This is a genomic window from Actinoplanes nipponensis (assembly GCF_016862275.1).
GTDB lineage: Bacteria > Actinomycetota > Actinomycetes > Mycobacteriales > Micromonosporaceae > Actinoplanes > Actinoplanes nipponensis.
This window is the reverse complement of record NZ_BOMQ01000076.1, coordinates 1-16,637: the sequence shown is the minus strand read 5'-3', so window position 1 is coordinate 16,637 and position 16,637 is coordinate 1. Positions and strand designations below refer to the sequence as shown.

Here is a 16,637-nt window from a genome sequence, read left to right as displayed (position 1 = left end):
ACGCGCGGGACGGGTGGCCGACGGGCATGGCAGCCATCGCATTCAGGAGATCGGCGGCGCTGTCCTCCGGCGCCTCGCTGATCGTCGGCTTCGTCTCCGAAACCTTGTCCGTCTGTGTGGCAGTCATCTCGTGGTCCTTCCTGGCACCTGTCCGGAGAGCCGGCCCGGTTTGCACCGGGCCCGGTCGGGCAAGGTATCGCTATCTGCTTCGCGGGCGACGGAGATCGACGATCTCCGTTGCCCACGCGTGCTGGGCCGTTCGGTTATGACGACCTTAGCCGAGCGGACCATAGATGACTAGCCGAAAGTATGAGTGACTTTCTGTAATTGGGAAGCTACTCGTCCTTGTGCTTCTTCTCCTCCCTGGTCAGGGCCAGATCCAGGGCCAGCACGCCGGCGATGATGAGCAGCGCGTTCTCGCCCTCGGCCACCTGTACGGCGTACGTGTCCCGGACCGTCAGCCAGCGCTTCGACACCGTGGCCACGTCCCGGCCGTCGCGTTCGATCACGTACTCGTGGTCGAGCAGGTCGCCCTTCATCGTGAGGTCGTCGGGACCCGGCACGTCGATGGTGAACTTGTCCCGGAACGGCGTGAACAGGTTCTTGCGGACCTCCGCGGCCTTCTCGCCGCCGATCCGGATCTCGTACGTCGGGCGCATCGCCACCAGCTGCCGGTGGACGCTGGCCACCTCGGCGCCGGTCAGGTCCTCGATGACCACCTTGTCGCGGGCGCTGAAGACCTTGCCGTCGACGTGCAGGACCTTGCTGCCGTGCTCGTCGAGGACGTCGAAGTCGTCGCCGATGGAGAAGAACTTCTCTCTGATCACATACATGGGCCCGATTGTGCCCCGTGGCGGCGGCACCGGCTCGTCGTTGAGCCGGCGCCGCCGCGGCTCACGGCTTCAGGACGACCTTGATGCAGCCGTCCTCCTTCTTCTTGAACATGTCGTACGCCTGCGGCGCTTCCTCCAGCGGCACCCGGTGGGTGGTCAGGTCGTCGACCCCCAGCGGGTCGTCGTCGCCGGTCAGCAGCGGCAGGATGTCGTCCACCCACTGCTTGACGTGCGCCTGGCCCATCCGCAGGGTCACGCCCTTGTCGAACAGGTCGAACATCGGGAACGGGTCGGCCTGGCCGCCGTACACGCCGATGATCGAGACCGTGCCGGCCCGGCGGACCGCGGCGAACGCCGTGCGCAGGGCCCCCATCCGGTCCACCCCGGCGGTGTCGATCGCCTTGCGCGCGACCGCGTCGGGCAGCAGGCCGGCAGCCTTCTGGGCGAACTCCTGGAACGGGGTGCCGTGCGCCTCCATGCCGACCGCCTCGACCACGCTGTCCGCGCCCCGGCCCGAGGTCAGCTCCAGCACCGCGGCCGGCACGTCGTCGACCTCGTCGAAGTTGATCGTCTCGATGCCGTGCCGGGCGGCCATGGCGAGCCGCTCGGGGACGTTGTCGGTGGCGATGACCCGGCCGGCGCCCAGGTGCCGCGCGATCCGGGCGGTCATCTGGCCGATCGGGCCCAGGCCGGTCACGAACACCGTGCCGCCCGGGGTGATGTCGGCCCACTGGGCGGCCTGCCAGGACGTGGTGAGCACGTCGGACAGGAACAGGTAACGCTCGTCCGGGTGGCCCTCCGGCACCTTGATCGGTCCGAAGTGCGCCTGCGGGACCCGCAGGTACTCCGCCTGGCCGCCGGGCACCTGGCCGTAAAGCTTGGTGTAGCCGAACAGCGACGCGCCCTTGCCGTGCTCCTTGACCTGGGTGGTCTCGCACTGGGCGAAGAAGCCGCGGCTGCACATCCAGCAGCGCCCGCAGGAGATGTTGAACGGCACCACCACGCGGTCGCCGGGCTTGATGTGGGTGACCTCGGCGCCGACCTCCTCCACGATGCCCATCGGCTCGTGACCGAGGATGTCGCCCTTGTCGAGGTACATGCCGAGCACGTCGTAGAGGTGCAGATCGGATCCGCAGATGGCGGTCGACGTCATCCGGACGATCGCGTCCGTCGGCTCCTGGATCTTGGGGTCCGGAACCGTCTCGACCGACACCTTGGACGTGCCCTGCCAGGTGAGTGCTCGCATAACCTTGCGCCTCCGCTTCGGTGTTGTCCCTGAAGAAGGTGCCCACTGCCGGCCGGGATATTCGTGGTTATCCCGCCGACGCCCGGGCATCTCGGAATCATCGATCGAGGAGGGGACAACCATGACGGGACCCACGGGCCGGAACTTCGCGGTGGTCACGGGCGCGTCCAGCGGCATCGGCTACGAACTGGCCAAGCAGTTCGTGCAGAACGGCTACGACGTGCTGATGACCGCCGAGGACGAGGGCATCGAGCAGGCGGCGGCCGATCTGCGCCGCGACGGGCAGCACGAGGTGGTCACGGTACGGGCGGACCTGGCGACCTTCGACGGTGTGGAGGAGCTCTACGCGGCGATCCTGGCCACCGGGCGGCCGGTCGACGCGATCGCGATCAACGCGGGCCGCGGCATCGGCGGCGACTTCGTCAGCCAGACCGACCTGCGCGAGGAGCTGAACGTGATCGACGTCAACGTGACGTCGACCGTGCACCTGGCCAAGCGGGTGCTGCCGGACCTGGTGGCCCGCGGCGCCGGGCGGGTGCTGTTCACGTCGTCGATCGCGTCGATGATGCCGGGCACCTACCAGGCCGTCTACAACGCGTCCAAGTCGTTCGTGCAGTCGTTCGCCGAGGCGCTGCGCAACGAGCTGAAGGACACCGGGGTCACGGTGACCGCGCTGATGCCGGGGCCGACCGACACCAACTTCTTCCACCGCGCCGAGATGGACGACACCAAGGTCGGCGCGAGCGAGAAGGACGACCCCGCGGTGGTCGCCAAGCAGGGCTTCGAGGCGCTGATGAAGGGCGAGGAGAAGGTCGTCGCCGGTTCGGTGAAGACCAAGGTCCAGGCCGCGGCGTCCAAGGTGATGCCGGACAGCGCCAAGGCGCAGATGCACCGCAAGATGGCCGAGCCCGGTTCGGGCGAGTGAGCACGCCGCCGGTGGCGGGGCAGTGCGCCCCGCCACCGGCCCGGCTCAGATCAGCATGCCGCCCGACGCCTCGATGCGCTGGGCGGTGACCCAGCCGGTCTCCCCGGTCAGCAGCGTGGTGATGAACCCGCCGATGTCCTGCGGGCGGCCCATCCGGCCCATCGCGTTCTGGCCGCTGAGGTGGGCCCGGACCTGCTCGTTGTCGCGCAGCACGCCACCGCCGAAGTCGGTGCCGACCGGTCCCGGCGCCACCACGTTGGCCGTGATGCCCCGGGGGCCGACCTCCTTGGCCAGGTAGCGGGTGAAGACCTCGACCGCGCCCTTCATCGACGCGTAGGCCGCGTAGACCCCGTCGCCGGAGAAGCGGGCCAGCCCGGTCGACAGGTTGATGATCTTTCCGTGGTCGGCGATCACCGGCAGCAGCCGCCGGGTCAGGAAGAAGACCCCGCGGAAGTGCACGTTCAGCAGCTCGTCGAACATCTCCTCGGTGGTCTCGGCGATCGAGGCGGCCAGCCCGACGCCGGCGTTGTTGACCAGGTAGTCGAACGTGTCGCGGTCCCAGTGTTCGCGCAGGGCGGCGCCGACCGCGGCGGCGAAGTCGTCGAACGTCTCCACCCGGCCGGCGTCCAGCGGCAGGGCCACCGCGGTGCGGCCGAGCCGCTTGATCTCGTCCACCACCTCGGCGGCCTCGGTGGCGTTCGACCGGTACGTGAGGACGACGTCCACGCCGGCGCCGGCCAGCGCGAGGGCGGTGCTGCGGCCGAGGCCGCGGTTGCCGCCGGTGATCAGGGCGATTTTCGACATGAGGGGGCCTTTCGACGGCTCTTGCGAGGCTTTTACGGGAGGCGCTGGTCGCCGATGACCGAGAGCAGCTGGAGCTTCTCGTAGCTCTCCGAGCCCGGCACGGCGGTGAACACCAGCAACGTCTGCGACTGGTCGGGGTCGACCAGGGTCTGGCAGTGCAGCTCGAGCACGCCGAGCTGCGGGTGGGCGATCCGTTTCTGGTCCAGGTGGCGCGTGGTGACGTCGTGCTCGGCCCACACCTTCGCGAACTCCGGGCTGGCCGCCAGCAGCTCCGCCACCACGGCCGCGGCGCGCGAGCCCTTGCCCTCGCGGGTGTAGACCCGCCGGAGCTGCGCGGTGAAGACCCGCCCGTGCAGCTCGTGGTCCGCCTCGGGGTACACCGACCGGGCCTGCGGTTCGGTGAACCAGCGGTAGACCATGCACCGGGCCAGGCCGGTCCAGCGCAGGTCGTCGCCGAGCAGCGCGACCGCCGGCCGGGTCTGCCGCAGCGTCTCGCCCAGGCTGCTCATGACCTGGGCGGGCGTGTCGGCCAGCCGGTCCAGGATGCGCATGATGCCGGGGTTGATGTGGTCGGCCCGGTGCACCCGCCCCGGCGTGGCGTGCCCGGCGATGCGGAACAGGTGGTCGCGTTCCTCGAGGCTCAGGTGCAGGCCGCGGGCGATCGCCGCGAGCATCTGCTCGGACGGGTGCGGGCCGCGCTGCTGCTCGATCCGGCTGTAGTAGTCGGCCGACATGCCGCACAGGGCGGCGACCTCCTCCCGGCGCAGGCCGCCGGTGCGCCGGCGCGGCCCCCGGGGCAGCCCGACGTCCTCCGGTTGCAGCGCCTCCCGGCGAGTACGCAGGAAGTCGGCCAGCTGGGCGCGGTCCACGGCCTTATCTTCCTGCATCTGCGGACAGGTCCCTCATGGTGACTCCCTTCTCGGCGGCTGCTGAGAAGAGATTCGCAGGGGGCGCGGGCCGGATGAAGGAACCGTTCATCAGGGGATCATCAGTCCCTGGACAAGCCGAGGCGCCGGCCTCGGGTGGAGCCGGCGCCATCGGTCAGGGGGACGTGCTGTGGGGACGGTGCTGTCAGTTTCATCGATGCATTAGTTAACACGCAAGTAATCCTGGTTCCGGAACTCCGCGGCCCCGGTCGCCCGGTGCGCAGTGAAGTGGGTCTCGCCGGCCGGGTTCAAAGCGCTCCCGTCGGGCATGCTGGTCGCTCGGTCCGCATCGAGAGCCCTCGTGGCCGAAAGGTGATTTGACAGTCTTTGGGGCGGACGCGAAGGCTGTCCAGGGCATCCTGTTCTGCCGTGGAGGTCCCTTGCTCGCACTGTCCCGTCGTCAGCTCCTCGCGCTGGCCGGCGTCAGCGGCATCGGCGGCGCCGTCGGCCTGCCCCGGCCGGCGTCGGCGGCCGCACCCGACCCGGTCGCGGACATCTACCGTAAGTTGCTGCACCTGCACACACGGTGGGTCGAGGAGCAGTGGGACAGCGGGACCGGCGCCTACCGTGCCGAGGACTTCCGCTTCACCGCGGTCCTGGGCAACGCCGTCCTGCTGGGAATGAACGACTACGACGCGGGCGTGGCCGGCGTCGACGCCGACACGTTGAAGGCCAGGACGGTCGCCACCATCCAGCGCTTCGCCGCGAGCAACCGGTTCGCCGGCGGCGTCGAGTGGGGTCGCCGGCTGTTCTGGGACTCGACCTTCGAGCTGTACTTCGTGCTCGCCGCCCGGCTGCTCTGGTCCGACCTGGACGCGCAGACCCGGCGCAACGTGCAGTCGATCGCGGTGGGCCAGGCCTCGTACGCGTACGGGCTGGTCTCCGACGACGACCCGCTCAGCGGCGACTGGACGCCCAACGGCACGTCGGGCGGCTGGCGCGGCGACACCAAGCTCGAGGAGATGGGCGTCTACGCCCAGGCCATCGCGCCCGGGCTGGCCTGGGCCGGCGACGACGAGGCCGCCGAGGGCTGGCGGGAACGCTTCCTGCTCTGGGCGACCAACGCGAGCGGGCTGCCCGCCGCCGACCTGGCCAACCCGGCCGGCGTGGACGGGGAACGGATCGACCAGCGGGCCACCGCGCACAACCTGCACGACACCTTCGTGGTGGAGAACCACGGCTCGGTCCACCCGCACTACCAGGCCGAGCTCTGGCGGACCGCCGGCCGCGCGGCGATCCACTTCATGGTCGCCGGCCGGCCGCTGCCCGAGGTGCTCACCCACCAGCCCAACGGCGCCGAGCTCTGGGCCACCCTGCGCCTGCTGGCCAGCGACGCCGGCGAACCGGTCATGCCGATGGTGTCCGACCGCTACCACCTGTACGGCCGCGACATCCTCCCGCTCGCGTTCCTCGCTCAGGTGCAGGGCGACCGGGACGCGGCCCGCGCCGAGGCCGACCTGGCCGAACGCCTGGTGCCCTACCTGCGCTACGAGCCGGAGTTCCAGCTCACCAAGTTCAGCGGCGAGGACAAGTACGAGCCGGAGGCCCGCGCCGAGCTGGCCATCGCGTACCTCTTCCACCGGCTGCGCGACCGGCCGGTCGCGCCGGTGAGCAAGGCCGAGTTCTTCCACCGGGCCGCCGGCACCCGCGACTTCGGCCGCGAGATCGGCCTGACCGCCCACCAGTCGGAGCGGGCCTTCGCGGCGGCGGTCACCCGGACCGGCTTCGTCAACTTCCTCTGGCAGCCGGGCCACGACAACTGGCTGATCGACACCCGCGAACCGGCCTTCCTGCCGGCGGGCGCCGCTCCCACCGCCCGCTGGAGCCGGGCGTGGAGCCGGGTCCGCGACGGGGTCGACGCGACCGCGACCGTGCTGGCCGTCGCCGGCGGGCGGGCGGGTTTCGCCACGCTGCCCACCGGCGCGGTCGTCTACGCGAGCACCGGCCTGCCCGGGGAGGGCCGGCTCTCGCTGTTCAACCTCGAGATGCCGGGCGTGCCGGGGCTCTCCGGCAGCCGCTCGTTCACCACGGCGAGCGGGTCGGTGCTGCTGGACGAGCGGGGCGACGGGGACATCACGTTCGCCCCGCGCGACGCCCGCTGGGTCCGGATGCTGGGCCGCGAGCCCGGCACCGAGTACGGCTACTCCGTCTGGACCTTCTCCGTGCTCGACACCAGCGGCGCCGACCTGGCCCAGGGCGCGATGCCCACCGCGTCGTCGGAGGACATCTGGAACCCGGCCCGCAACGCCACCGACGGCAACCCGGAGACCCGCTGGGCCGTGGCCCGGGAGGAGCGGGGACGGGCCGACAGCTGGCTCGCCGTCGACCTGGGCTCCGCCGTACGGGTGGCCGGGGTGCGCATCCTGTGGGAGGCGGCGTACGGCAAGAGCTTCGTGATCCAGACCTCGACCGACGGGGTGACCTGGGCCGACGCGGTGGCCGTGCCGCAGACCCGGTCGACGACCGGCTGGGTCGGCATCGACGGCCGAGCCGGCCTGGTCACGCACGGCGGGAAGCGCCGGATCGTGGTGAGCGCGACCGGCGTGACCGCGCCCGCGCCGGTCATCGAGGGGTATCCGGGCCAGCGGGGCGATCTGGCCGCCCTGGCCGCCCGCCCGCTGCCCACCGGCCGCGGGCTGCTCGTCAGCGACGCCGACGGCTATCTCAGCGTGTTCAATCTCGGGGCCCGCCCGGTGACGGCCACCGCCGTCCGCATCCCCTCCGCCCGGCGGCTCTACCGCGGCACGCAGGTGGTCCGGGGCCGCGGGCTGGACTGGACGGTCAGCCTGGCCGGCGGCACCGCGGTGGTCGAGCCGCCCCGCTTCACGGTCGACGACCGGATGCCCGACGGCACCCGGCTCGAGGTGGCCGACTCGCACCACCTGACGGTCACCGCGCCGGCGGGACGCAAGGTCGTGGTCACCCTGCGGGCCGGGTCGTGGTCCAGGACCGTGCGCGTACGCGCGGGCCGGTCTCGGGCCGTCACCGTGCCGGGCGCCCCGGTGACGCCGACGGCCGACCTGGCCCGCGGCCGCACGACGTTCCCCACCTCGCCGCTGCCGGAGGGCATGTCGGCCCCCGCCCGCGCGGTGGACGGCGATCCACGCACCACCTGGCGCCCGGGTGGTTCCGGCCGGATGGTCGTCGACCTGGGCGCCGTGACCGCGGTGGCCGACGTGCGCCTGACCTGGTCCCGCGGACGGCGCCGCCCGGTGCGGGTGGAGGCCTCGCGGGACGGCCTGACGTACGCGCCGCTCGCCGGGTCGGCCCGTTACGTGGCAGTGGCGGTCGAGGGATGGCGCCCGGGAGATGCCGAGCTGGTCGAGCTGGTCGTCCGGTGACCGCTGTCTGACCAGGTTTCGCATTTTGCCCCGTTTCCTCCGTCTGCGGAGCGATGATCTATCGCGAGCGGAAGGTGGGCGAGGATGCCGAGTGCACAGCCGAACGGCCCCGATCGGGTCACGGTCAAACGCAGCCCGATCACGGGAGTGCTGGCCGACCGCAGCCTGGCGGTGAAGAACGTGGTCGCTGTGGTCGCGATGGCCGTCGTCGCCGTGGTGGTCGGCGGTCTCGGCATCTTCCGGATCTCGGAGATGCGCGACGACCTGACCCAGATGAAGACCTACCACGTCGACAGCCTGCAGCAGGTCGCCGAGCTGCGCGGTGGCATCGCCGAGATGTTCCGCGGCATGCTGCTCTACCAGATCGGCGCCGACGCCGCCGGCAAGAAGCTGGGCCGGGACGCCGTCAGCGCCGCGGACACCAAGATCGACAGCGCGCTGAGCGCCTACTCGGCCATCGCCGCCGACTCGTCCGCGCGGGCGGGGAGCCTGGCCACCTTCACCGAGGCGGTGAAGCACTACCGCGCGCTGCGCGACACCGTGCTGTTCCAGGAGCCTATCGCGCCCGGCTACACCCTCCCGGCGCCCGAGAAGATCCTCAGCGAGTTCAACAGCGTCGAGGGCGCGATGAACACCGCCGTGGCCGACCTCCAGAAGCTCGAGGACACCGAGGCCGACACCCTGGCCCAGGAGGCCGACGACGAGTTCCGCGAGGCCCGCGCCATCATGATCGCCGCGCTGATCGGCGGCGTGCTGCTGGCCGCCGCCATCGCGCTGCTGGTGCTCAGGCTGATCAAGCAGCAGCTGGCCACGGTGGTGACCGCGCTGGGCGCGGTGGCCGACAACAACCTGACCATCGCCGCCGAGGTGCGCTCCCGCGACGAACTGGGCCTGATGGCCATGGCCGTCAACCGGGCCCGGGACGGGTTGCGCGCCACGGTCGGCTCGCTGACCACCGGCGCCCACAACCTGGGGGCCAGCACCCAGCAGCTCACCGGCGTCACCGCGCGGATCGGCGAGAGCGCCCGCGAGGCCGCCGCGCAGGCCGGGCTGGTCGCCGCGGCGGCCGGCGACGTCTCCGGCTCGGTGCAGTCGGTCGCGGCCGGCAGCGACGAGATGGGCGCCTCCATCCGCGAGATCGCGCAGAACGCCAACGACGCGGCGCAGGTCGCCTCCAGCGCCGTCGGCGTCGCGCAGAGCACCAACGACACCGTGGCCAAGCTGGGCACCTCGTCCGCCGAGATCGGCGACGTGGTCAAGGTGATCACCGCGATCGCCGAGCAGACCAACCTGCTGGCCCTGAACGCCACCATCGAGGCGGCCCGCGCGGGCGACGCGGGCAAGGGCTTCGCCGTGGTGGCCAGCGAGGTCAAGGACCTGGCCCAGGAGACCGCCCGGGCCACCGAGGACATCTCCCGGCGGGTCGAGACGATCCAGGCCGACACCTCCAGCGCGGTCGAGGCGATCGGCGAGATCTCGCAGATCATCCAGCGGATCAACGACTACCAGGTCACCATCGCCTCGGCGGTGGAGGAGCAGACGGCGACGACGGCCGAGATGAGCCGCAGCATCGGCGAGGCGGCCGAGGGCAGCTCGACCATCGCCACCAACATCAACGGGGTGGCCCACTCGGCCGAGCAGACCAGCAGCACGCTGGTCGAGGCGGACGCCGCGGTGTCCCAGCTCAACGGGGTGGCCGAGGAGCTGCGGGTGGTGGCGGAACGCTTCCGGGTCTGATCAGCCGGAACAACGTCAGCCACTGCTCGGGCCAGACCAGGCCCACCGGCACGCCGGTCGCCAGCCGCGCCGCCCGGAACGCCGCGGCCACCCGGCGGTCGCCGTACCGCCGGGACAGCGAGGCGTGCAGCGAGCCGCCGGCGCCGGTGAAACCGGTCTCGACGAAGCTGCGGTACGCGGGCAGGGCCGGCGGCTCCACCAGCGGCGCCGGTCGCCGCTCCAGCCGCAGGATGCCGCCGTCGACCCTGGGCGCCGGGCGGAACGCCGAACGGGGGATCCGGCCCGCCAGGGTCCAGCGCACGAGCGGCCAGGTGCGCACCGTCAGCCGGGTCCACCGCCCGTAGTCGCCGGTGCGTTTGCGGGCGTACTCGAGCTGGGTCAGCAGGGTGGCCGCGGTCAGGGTGTCGGCGCGCAGACACCAGTCCACGACCGCCGACGTCAGCCCGTACGGGATGTTGCCGACCACCCCGAACGGCCGGTCCGGGGGCTCGGCGCGCAGGAAGTCCGCGACCCGCACGGTGACCCCGGGCAGCTCCGGCAGCCCGGCCGCCACCTGCGGGTCCACCTCGTACGCGACCAGGTTCGCGGTGCGCCGGGCCAGTTCGCCGGTGAGCGTGCCGCGACCGGCGCCCACCTCGTACACCAGGTCACCGGGCCGGATGCCGGCGACCGCGGCCAGCCGGCGTACCTGCCGGGGATCGCTGAGGAAGTTCTGCCCGAACGCCCGGCGCGCGCGGGTGTGTTCTCGTCTCGGTGGTGCCATGGCCGTGGTCCTGTCTGCCGCCGAACCGGCGGCGAACGCGGACAGGCGTCATCGAGGCCCGTCCGGAGGAAGTGGACGCGGAGGGCCCTGGCGCGGCAGGCGGTCTCTAGCCGGCGCGGCGGCGCAGGGCGCGACGCCGCAAGCGCAGGCGGGACGAGTGCAGCGGTCCCCGCGCCACGGGCGTCGAGGCCCGGCCGAGGAGAGCATGCGTCGTTGGCATGCGGCGACCCTAGCCGCGGCCGGCGGCATCGGGCACGCCCTTTTCCGCGGCCCGCGCCGGGTCGGACAGCCGCAGTCCCCGGCTCAGCGCGGCGGTGACCAGCAGCGACAACGCACCCATCACGGCCATTGCCGGGCCGGGCGGCAGGCGCTGGGCCAGCAGGCCGGCGCTCGTCGCGCCCACCGCCTGCATCGTCATCATGGCCGACGAGTTCAGCCCCAGCGCCTGCCCGCGCATCGTCTCGTCGGTGTGGGCGATCAACCGTTCCTGCAGCAGCAGGCCCGCGCCGTAGCCGGTCGAGGCGACCGCCACCAGCAGCGTCGCGACCGGCGCGGGCAGCGGCAGGGCGAACAACAGGTACGGGGCGGCCAGCAGGAACCGCAGCGGGGTCACCAGCCGGGGCCGCAGCCGGTGCGGGACCAGCCGGCCCACGCCGAGATCGCCCGCGATCATGCCGAGCGCGCCCGCCACGAACAGCGCCCCCGCCGTCCTCGGCGCGTACGGCACGAACAGCGCCTCCGCCCCCACCACCAGCCCGTTCGGCACCCACAGGGACAGGAACAAGGGCCGCCGCGCGGGGGAGGCCCAGAGCCGCCGGTTGACCCGCCAGGTGACCCGCACCGAGGGGCGGCCGGTGGCGCGGGGCGGCCGGTCGGCGAGCCCCAGCCGGCCGATCAGCGCGGCGCCGAGGCAGAGCACGCCACCGAGCACCAGGGCGGCCCGCGCCGACAGCAGCACGATGAGCAGCCCGCCGGCGGCGAAACCGGCGATCTGCATCGCGCCGTCCACCATGGTGAGCAGCGAGCGGCCCAGGATGTACCCGCCGGGCGGCAGGATCTCGCCGAGCAGGCCGTACCGCACGCCGCCGCCCAGCGCGGCGGCCAGGCCCGTGACCAGCAGCAGCGCGAACGACACGGCCAGCGGCAGGCCGGGGACCGCCAGCACCAGGTTGACCACGCCGAAGGTCAGCGCCACCAGCGTCAGCGCCGCCCGCGGCCGCAGCCGGTCCGCCGCCGACATCAGCAGCGTCGCGCCGACGACCTGGGCGAACGACGAGCCGAACATGCTCAGCGCGGCCAGCAGCGGCGAGCCGGTGCGGGCGTAGATCAGCGTGCCGAGGGCCAGGCTGCTCAGCGTGCCCGCCGCGATCTGCGTCGCGGTCAGGGCGAACAGCGGCGGGAAGCCCGGCGTCCGGAACAGCTCGCGGTACGTACGCATGATCGGCAGTCTGGGCGGGGGCCGGCCGGCGCCCCTAGAGTTTCGCGGGGAGGCGAAACATGAGCGAGTGGCTGGTCGACGCGGATGTGCTGGCCCGCAGCCGGTTCCGGGTGTCCGCGTTCGCCGAGACGGTCGCCGCGCTGCTCGTCCTGCTCGGCCGTCCGGCCGCCCCGGGGCAGCTGAGCGACGTCGCCGGCCTGCGCGCGGCGTTCCGGGAGCGGCTGGCCCGGAACCCGGTCGAGGCGGCCTTCGCCCGTTCCGCCGTGGTGCCGTTCTGGGTGGCGGACTTCCTGTGCACGCCGCCCGGCGACGACGAGCGGGACTTCGCCGACGAGCTGGGGCGCTTGCGGCGTACCCCCGACGAGGTCCTGCTGGCCGACCTCGCGGTCTGCCTCGGCGGCCGGGAACCGGCCGCGGTCCTGCGCCGGCCCGGGCTGGCCGGGTCCGTCGCCGGCCTGCTCACCTGGGTGTGGGAGACGGCCGTGCGGCCCGACTGGCCGCGCCGGGCGCACGCCTTCGAGGCGGACATCGTGGCGCGCACCCGCGACCTGAGCGCCGGCGGGTGGGCGGCCGCGCTCGGCGGCCTGCGGCCGGGGATGCGGTGGCTGGGCGAGGGGCGGCTCCAGATCAACGGGTACGCCTTCCCGCCGCGCGACCTGCGCGACGCGACCCTGCTGTTCATCCCGACCACGACCCGCGGCGGCTGGGTCGGCTGGGACCCGCCGCACCGCTTCTCCATCGTCTATCCCTGCGCCGGCCTGCTCGCGGCCCAGCTGGTCACCGCGCCGGACGCGCTGGCCCGGCTGATCGGCCCCGGCCGGGCGACGATCCTGGCCGCGCTGGCCGCCCCGATGAGCACCACCCAGCTCGTCGCGGTGACCGGTCACGGCCTGGGCTCGGTCGGCAACCACCTGCGGGTGCTGCTCGAGGCCCGGCTGGTGCGGCGGCGCCGGGCCGGCCGCTCGGTGCTGTACTACCGCACCGAGCTGGGCGACGAGCTGGCGGCGGACGACCCCGCGTCGTGACCCGACGGGCTCGCCTCAGGCCCGTCTCAGCGGGCGTCGGGAGACTGGCCCGATGCGGATCGAGCTGCACGTGCACTTCGAGGGCTCGGTGCGCCCGGCGACGCTGCTCGCGATCGCCCGGCGCAACCGCCGGCCGCTGCCGTGGGACCCGCGGGAACTGCCCGCCTTCCGGGACTTCGGCCACTTCATCGAGGTGTGGAACCTGACCACCGACTGCCTGCGGACGGCCGCCGACTTCCGGCGGATCGTCGTCGACTACGCCGGGGAGGCGGCCGGGCACGGCGCGGCCTACCTGGAGGGCATCTTCACCCCGGACCCCGCCCTGGTCGCCGAGATCGGCCTGGACACCGTCTTCGAGGGCTACTGCGACGGCGCCGCCGAGGCCGAGCAGACCCACGGCGTCATCGTCCGGCTCACCCCCGAGCAGTACCGCGGCGCGGACCCCGAATTCGGCCTGCGGGTCGCCCGGGCCGCGGTGCGCTTCCGCGACCGCGGGGTGGTCGGCTTCGGCCTGGCCGGCTTCGAGGGCCGGTTCCCGGACGGGCCGTACGAGCCGGCGATGCGGTACGCCGCGGACGGCGGGCTCGGCCTGGTGCCGCACGCCGGGGAGGCGGCCGGGCCGGAGTCGGTGCGCTCCGCCCTGCGGATGGGCGCGGCCCGCATCCGGCACGGCATCAGCGCGGTGGCGGACCCGGAGCTGACGGCCGAACTGGCCGCCCGGGGCATCGTGCTGGACGTCTGCCCGACCTCCAACATCCGGCTCGGCCACGCCACGGCCGCCGACCACCCGATCAGCCGGCTCGCCGCGGCCGGGGTGCGCTGCTCGGTCTCCACCGACGACCCGGCGCTGTTCGGCACCGACCTGAGCACCGAGTACGCCCTGGCCGCGCGGCTCGGGATCACCCCGGAGGCGGCCTGGTCGGCCGGGCTCGCCGGCGCCCTCTGCGACCGGCGGACGAAGGAGCGCCTCGCGCGTTTGTGACCTACCGCCGCGCCGGTATGCTGGGCGGCGGGCCGTGACTGGCGCGTTCGGATGGGCCAACCATCGGGGAGCGGCCCCGTCCGACTTCGAGGACGACCTGCCGTGCGCCTGGGCCTCTTCACCTGTGATAGGGAGGTCCGATGTCTGCACTGAACGCCGAATCGACCGCGTTCCGCTCCGCCCTGGAAGCGGTCCGCGCCGTCGAGCCCCGCATCGCCGACGCGATCGCCCAGGAGCTGACGGACCAGCGTGAGTCCCTGAAGCTGATCGCCTCCGAGAACTACGCGTCCCCGGCCGTCCTGCTCGCCATGGGCAACTGGCTCTCCGACAAGTACGCCGAGGGCACGATCGGCCGCCGCTTCTACGCCGGCTGCCAGAACGTCGACACCGTCGAGGCGATCGCCGTCGAGCACGGCAAGGCCCTGTTCAACGCGCCCTACGCCTACGTCCAGCCGCACTCGGGCATCGACGCCAACCTGGTCGCCTACTGGGCGATCCTGGCCGACCGGGTCGAGGCGCCGGCGCTGGCCAAGGTGCAGAAGCGCAACGTCAACGACATGACCGACGCCGAGTGGGCCGAGCTGCGGGCCGCCTTCGGCAACCAGCGGATGCTCGGCATGAGCCTGGACGCGGGCGGCCACCTCACCCACGGCTTCCGGCCGAACATCTCCGGCAAGATGTTCGACCAGCGCAGCTACGGCGTCGACGCGGCCACCGGCCAGATCGACTACGCGGCGCTGCGCGAGTCGGCCAAGGAGTTCCGGCCGCTGGTCATCGTGGGCGGCTACTCGGCGTACCCCCGCAAGGTGAACTTCCGCATCATGCGGGAGATCGCCGACGAGGTCGGCGCGACCTTCATGGTCGACATGGCGCACTTCGCCGGGCTGGTCGCGGGCAAGGTCTTCACCGGCGACTTCGACCCGATCGCGAACGCGCACATCGTCACCACGACCACCCACAAGAGCCTGCGCGGCCCGCGCGGCGGCGCGGTCTTCTGCCAGCCGGAACTCGCCGACCAGGTCGACCGCGGCTGCCCGATGGTCCTCGGCGGCCCGCTGGCGCACGTCATGGCGGCCAAGGCGGTGGCCTTCGCCGAGGCCCGCCGGCCCGAGTTCGCCGACTACGCCCAGCGCATCGTCGACAACTCGCAGGCCCTGGCGGCCGGCCTGACCAGCCGGGGCGCCACCGTGGTCAGCGGCGGCACCGACAACCACCTGGTCCTGATCGACGTCGACAAGTACGGCCTGACCGGCCGCCAGGCCGAGCAGGCGCTGCTCGACTCGGGCATCGTCACCAACCGCAACGCCATCCCGCAGGACCCGAACGGCGCCTGGTACACCTCCGGCATCCGGATCGGCACGCCGGCGCTGACCACCCGGGGCCTGGGCACCGGCGAGATGGACCAGATCGCCGAGCTCATGCACACGGTGCTGACCAGCACCCGGGCCGGCGCGTCGAAGGCGAAGTTCGACCTGGACGCGGCGGTGTCGGAGCGGGTGGCCAAGCAGGCGACCGAGTTGCTGGCGGACTTCCCGCTCTACCCGACGGTCGACATTTCCTGATCAGGAGCTGGGTCATCTCGTGCCTGGGGGCATGGTGCTGACTTTTCGCTCATTGCATTGATGCCGCCCGGCCCAACGGGCCGGACGGCATCTGGGATTTCAGGCTTACTCTCGCTGATTGCTGCGTGCATGGTGCGGTTTGCGCTGTTTCGGGCGGTCGAGCTTGGTTTCTGGGTGGGCATTGCCCGGCTCGTTGGTGTTTCGGGTGGGTGCTTGTCGTCCGAGCTTGGTTTCGGCGCGGGCGTTCCCCGGCTCGTTGGTGTTCCGGCTGGGTGCTCGTCGTCGCCGGTTGTGCGGGCGGCGCCGTATGCCGTGCGGACCTGGTGGCGCAGGTTGCAGCCCGGTTACCGGGACGGGAGGCGGTTCTCCGCCTCGCCGCCGAGGCGGAGAACCGTGACTTCCCCTCCTCGCTGGATCTTGAAGCGTTCGGGCCGAAGAGCTCACCCGACTGCTCCAAGATCCGCGCGGGCGGTGCGCGCGGTGCCGGTGGTGTGCATGGTGCCGGTGGTGCGGTCGGTGCTGGCGGTGAAGAGCGCAGGTTTCACGGGTGCGCGAGCGGGCTCGCGGTCTCTCCAGCTGGATCTTGAAGCGCTCGGGCGAGAAACCCCACCCGACTGCACCAAGATCGGTGGTGCCGGTGGTGCCGGTGGTGTGCATGGTGCCGGTGGTGCGGTCGGTGCTGGCGGTGAAGAGCGCAGGTTTCACGGGTGCGCGAGCGGGCTCGCGGTCTCTCCAGCTGGATCTTGAAACGCTCGGGCGAGAAACCCCACCCGACTGCACCAAGATCCGTGCGGGGTGGAGCGAGTGGTGCGGGTGGTGCCGGCGGTGCGGGCCGTGCCATCGGTGCGAGCGGTGAGAAGCGCAGATTGCGAGGGCGTGCGAGCGGGCTCGCAGTCTCTCCAGCCGGATCTTGGTGCGCTCGGGCCGAAAACTCCACCCGGACTCAACAAGATCCGTACAGGCGAGCGGGCTACTCGCGCAGGGGCGTTCTGACCATCGCCGCCGTCACATCGAGGCAGCAGCGCGGCTCGCCCCGGTTAGCGAGCTGGGCCACG

At 72.5% G+C, this 16,637-nt stretch carries 12 protein-coding genes and 1 riboswitch; of the genes, 6 read left to right on the top strand and 6 right to left on the bottom strand.

What is annotated here, in order from left to right; translation table 11 throughout:
- Positions 1 to 335: 335 nt before the first annotated feature.
- Together Ani05nite_RS32050 and Ani05nite_RS32045 are read right to left on the bottom strand one after the other, a co-directional pair.
- Positions 336 to 833, bottom strand: coding sequence for an LURP-one-related/scramblase family protein (locus tag Ani05nite_RS32050; RefSeq protein ID WP_203774605.1), 498 nt, complete (start codon positions 831 to 833; stop codon positions 336 to 338).
- Between the two features lie 61 nt (positions 834 to 894).
- Positions 895 to 2,079 (bottom strand): zinc-dependent alcohol dehydrogenase, encoded by a 1,185-nt coding sequence (locus tag Ani05nite_RS32045; protein WP_203774603.1) that lies wholly within the window; start codon positions 2,077 to 2,079, stop codon positions 895 to 897.
- Between the two features lie 121 nt (positions 2,080 to 2,200).
- On the opposite strand from Ani05nite_RS32045, the gene Ani05nite_RS32040 reads away from it, so the two are divergent.
- Complete coding sequence (locus Ani05nite_RS32040; RefSeq protein ID WP_203774600.1) at positions 2,201 to 3,004, top strand: SDR family NAD(P)-dependent oxidoreductase; 804 nt, start codon at positions 2,201 to 2,203, stop codon at positions 3,002 to 3,004.
- Between the two features lie 45 nt (positions 3,005 to 3,049).
- Here Ani05nite_RS32040 and Ani05nite_RS32035 read toward each other — a convergent pair whose 3' ends face one another.
- The gene (locus tag Ani05nite_RS32035) at positions 3,050 to 3,808 is read right to left on the bottom strand and encodes an SDR family NAD(P)-dependent oxidoreductase (RefSeq protein ID WP_203774598.1); all 759 of its coding nucleotides are present in this window, start codon (positions 3,806 to 3,808) and stop codon (positions 3,050 to 3,052) included.
- Positions 3,809 to 3,840: 32 nt separating this feature from the next.
- The gene (locus Ani05nite_RS32030) at positions 3,841 to 4,677 is read right to left on the bottom strand and encodes a helix-turn-helix transcriptional regulator (protein ID WP_203774596.1); all 837 of its coding nucleotides are present in this window, start codon (positions 4,675 to 4,677) and stop codon (positions 3,841 to 3,843) included.
- Between the two features lie 437 nt (positions 4,678 to 5,114).
- On the opposite strand from Ani05nite_RS32030, the gene Ani05nite_RS32025 reads away from it, so the two are divergent.
- Both Ani05nite_RS32025 and Ani05nite_RS32020 read left to right on the top strand, forming a co-directional pair.
- Positions 5,115 to 8,075: a discoidin domain-containing protein gene (locus Ani05nite_RS32025; RefSeq protein WP_203774594.1), complete on the top strand. Its 2,961-nt coding sequence runs from the start codon at positions 5,115 to 5,117 to the stop codon at positions 8,073 to 8,075.
- 84 nt (positions 8,076 to 8,159) lie between these two features.
- A complete protein-coding gene (locus Ani05nite_RS32020; RefSeq protein WP_203774592.1) occupies positions 8,160 to 9,812 on the top strand; it encodes a methyl-accepting chemotaxis protein in 1,653 nt (550 codons plus the stop codon).
- On the opposite strand, the gene erm is transcribed toward Ani05nite_RS32020, so the two are convergent.
- Both erm and Ani05nite_RS32010 read right to left on the bottom strand, forming a co-directional pair.
- Complete coding sequence (erm, locus tag Ani05nite_RS32015) at positions 9,760 to 10,575, bottom strand: ErmE/ErmH/ErmO/ErmR family 23S rRNA (adenine(2058)-N(6))-methyltransferase (RefSeq protein ID WP_203774591.1); 816 nt, start codon at positions 10,573 to 10,575, stop codon at positions 9,760 to 9,762. The two genes, Ani05nite_RS32020 and erm, sit on opposite strands and share 53 nt — an antisense overlap.
- A 229-nt stretch (positions 10,576 to 10,804) precedes the next feature.
- The gene (locus Ani05nite_RS32010; protein ID WP_203774590.1) at positions 10,805 to 12,013 is read right to left on the bottom strand and encodes an MFS transporter; all 1,209 of its coding nucleotides are present in this window, start codon (positions 12,011 to 12,013) and stop codon (positions 10,805 to 10,807) included.
- Positions 12,014 to 12,072: 59 nt separating this feature from the next.
- Between Ani05nite_RS32010 and Ani05nite_RS32005 the strand changes: the two genes are divergently transcribed.
- The 3 genes from Ani05nite_RS32005 (at position 12,073) to Ani05nite_RS31995 (ending at position 15,582) form a co-directional block, all read left to right on the top strand.
- The gene (locus tag Ani05nite_RS32005; RefSeq protein ID WP_203774589.1) at positions 12,073 to 13,038 is read left to right on the top strand and encodes a helix-turn-helix domain-containing protein; all 966 of its coding nucleotides are present in this window, start codon (positions 12,073 to 12,075) and stop codon (positions 13,036 to 13,038) included.
- A gap of 52 nt (positions 13,039 to 13,090) precedes the next feature.
- Positions 13,091 to 14,020 carry an adenosine deaminase gene (gene add / locus Ani05nite_RS32000; RefSeq protein WP_203774588.1) on the top strand — a complete coding sequence of 310 codons (930 nt, stop codon included), beginning with the start codon at positions 13,091 to 13,093 and terminating at the stop codon, positions 14,018 to 14,020.
- 24 nt (positions 14,021 to 14,044) lie between these two features.
- Positions 14,045 to 14,141, top strand: a riboswitch (ZMP/ZTP riboswitch).
- Positions 14,142 to 14,160: 19 nt separating this feature from the next.
- Positions 14,161 to 15,582 (top strand): glycine hydroxymethyltransferase, encoded by a 1,422-nt coding sequence (locus Ani05nite_RS31995; RefSeq protein ID WP_203774587.1) that lies wholly within the window; start codon positions 14,161 to 14,163, stop codon positions 15,580 to 15,582.
- Positions 15,583 to 16,637: the final 1,055 nt, after the last annotated feature.

What these genes read in the sequence shown, in the direction of transcription:
- Ani05nite_RS32050 (WP_203774605.1), bottom strand. Translation starts at nt 833, where the DNA reads ATGTATGTGATCAGAGAGAAGTTCTTCTCCATCGGCGACGACTTCGAC.
- Ani05nite_RS32045 (WP_203774603.1), bottom strand. Translation starts at nt 2,079, where the DNA reads ATGCGAGCACTCACCTGGCAGGGCACGTCCAAGGTGTCGGTCGAGACG.
- Ani05nite_RS32040 (WP_203774600.1), top strand. Translation starts at nt 2,201, where the DNA reads ATGACGGGACCCACGGGCCGGAACTTCGCGGTGGTCACGGGCGCGTCC.
- Ani05nite_RS32035 (WP_203774598.1), bottom strand. Translation starts at nt 3,808, where the DNA reads ATGTCGAAAATCGCCCTGATCACCGGCGGCAACCGCGGCCTCGGCCGC.
- Ani05nite_RS32020 (WP_203774592.1), top strand. Translation starts at nt 8,160, where the DNA reads ATGCCGAGTGCACAGCCGAACGGCCCCGATCGGGTCACGGTCAAACGC.
- erm (WP_203774591.1), bottom strand. Translation starts at nt 10,575, where the DNA reads ATGGCACCACCGAGACGAGAACACACCCGCGCGCGCCGGGCGTTCGGG.
- Ani05nite_RS32010 (WP_203774590.1), bottom strand. Translation starts at nt 12,013, where the DNA reads ATGCGTACGTACCGCGAGCTGTTCCGGACGCCGGGCTTCCCGCCGCTG.
- Ani05nite_RS32005 (WP_203774589.1), top strand. Translation starts at nt 12,073, where the DNA reads ATGAGCGAGTGGCTGGTCGACGCGGATGTGCTGGCCCGCAGCCGGTTC.
- add (WP_203774588.1), top strand. Translation starts at nt 13,091, where the DNA reads ATGCGGATCGAGCTGCACGTGCACTTCGAGGGCTCGGTGCGCCCGGCG.
- Ani05nite_RS31995 (WP_203774587.1), top strand. Translation starts at nt 14,161, where the DNA reads ATGTCTGCACTGAACGCCGAATCGACCGCGTTCCGCTCCGCCCTGGAA.